Below are 1,213 nucleotides of genomic sequence, written 5' to 3'. Positions count from 1 at the left end.
GCGCAAGCGCGCTCCCACATCGAGTTGAATCAGGAACCTTGCTTGCCGGGCTTTCTGTCCGGCATGTTCTGGTGTTCCTTCGGGTGGCCTTCGCCCGGCACGCGTTCCTTGCCGCTGGGCGGCTTCGGGTTGTCTTCCTTGTAGCCCGGCGTGCTCTGTTTACCGTCGTTCGTCATCGTGCCACCTCCTCGCTTCAGTGCCGCTGCTGGCAGTGGGCATGGCCGCATTCGCATGCGCCACCCACGTTTTCCTCATCCACGGCCATGCGGCACGCTTCGCTGCAATAGTCGGCGGATACGGGAACCTGGCATCCACAGCCAGCGTGGTCGCAGGGCTTGGTCGGCTCATTCATCGCATCTCTCCGCGGCGTTTTCGCCCCCTGCAGCGTGCGCGGGGTGGCGTCTATTTTTCGTCACCGCGTGACGAAAGCGCCGGCACATCCGCCGCCGCCCACCCGTGCGCCTCGACGAGCAGGCCGCTGAGGCTGCGCACATCCTGCAAATTGTGTTCGGCCACGCGCACCAGGTCGGTCGATGGGCCGCCCCGCAGGTAGGTCAGCCATGCCCGCGGTGCCTCCGAGCCCGGCAGGTCGTCCTCGCGGACAATGCGCAGCAGCTTCCGCTCGGCCGTCTGCATCTTGCAGTTTTCCCATACCTGCCGATAACGGCGCCGCATGGGGTGGAGCAGGTCGACGTGCACCAGCCCGACCAGGGGATTCGCCAGCCGGGCCAGCCTGTAGCGTGTCGACAACAGCGGTGCGTCGTACGATTTGCCGTTGTAGCTGACGAGCACCGTATCGGCATGTATCCACCGTGCGAACTCGCTGAGCATGGCCGTCTCGGCCGCCATGCTGGTGATATAGAGTTGGCGCACGCGCAGCTGCCCCGCGAACCAGTCGGCCGCCCCGATCATGAACGCGCGCGTGCCCGTGCCGCCTGCAAGGCCGGTCGTCTCGGTGTCGAAGTGCAGCAGGTGCTCGCGGCGCGCGGAGGTGAGGCGGGCGAAGCTGAGGTCGAATTCGTCGGGGGGCGTGGGCCACGCCGAGACGTGTTCGAGATAGCGCAGGCCCGGGGCGATTTCGTCGCCGGGCACCTCGCGGGTCACCGGGCGGGCCGGCCCCGTCGCGACGAGGCCCAGGCGCGCGCGCACGCCGGCCATGCGGCGCAGGGCGTCAAGATCGATGCTGGCTTTTTGTGGGAGCGCGCTTGCGCGC

2 protein-coding genes are annotated in these 1,213 nt (G+C 67.7%); both read right to left on the bottom strand.

Translation table 11 applies throughout. The annotated features are described in order from the left end of the window. Positions 1–29: 29 nt before the first annotated feature. Positions 30–176: a hypothetical protein gene (locus tag VI08_RS21905; protein ID WP_157130541.1), complete on the bottom strand. Its 147-nt coding sequence runs from the start codon at positions 174–176 to the stop codon at positions 30–32. 226 nt (positions 177–402) lie between these two features. After that, the coding region (locus VI08_RS20410) for a ribonuclease H-like domain-containing protein (RefSeq protein WP_045831484.1) at positions 403–1,213 on the bottom strand (811 nt) is incomplete at its 5' end.

Origin of the sequence: Luteibacter yeojuensis (genome assembly GCF_000964085.1) — a bacterium.
GTDB lineage: Bacteria > Pseudomonadota > Gammaproteobacteria > Xanthomonadales > Rhodanobacteraceae > Luteibacter > Luteibacter yeojuensis_A.
This window is presented reverse-complemented; position numbering and strand designations above follow the sequence as displayed.

Bases quoted from the DNA above. Each gene is read 5' to 3' on its own strand.
- VI08_RS21905 (WP_157130541.1), bottom strand. From the start codon at position 176: ATGACGAACGACGGTAAACAGAGCACGCCGGGCTACAAGGAAGACAAC.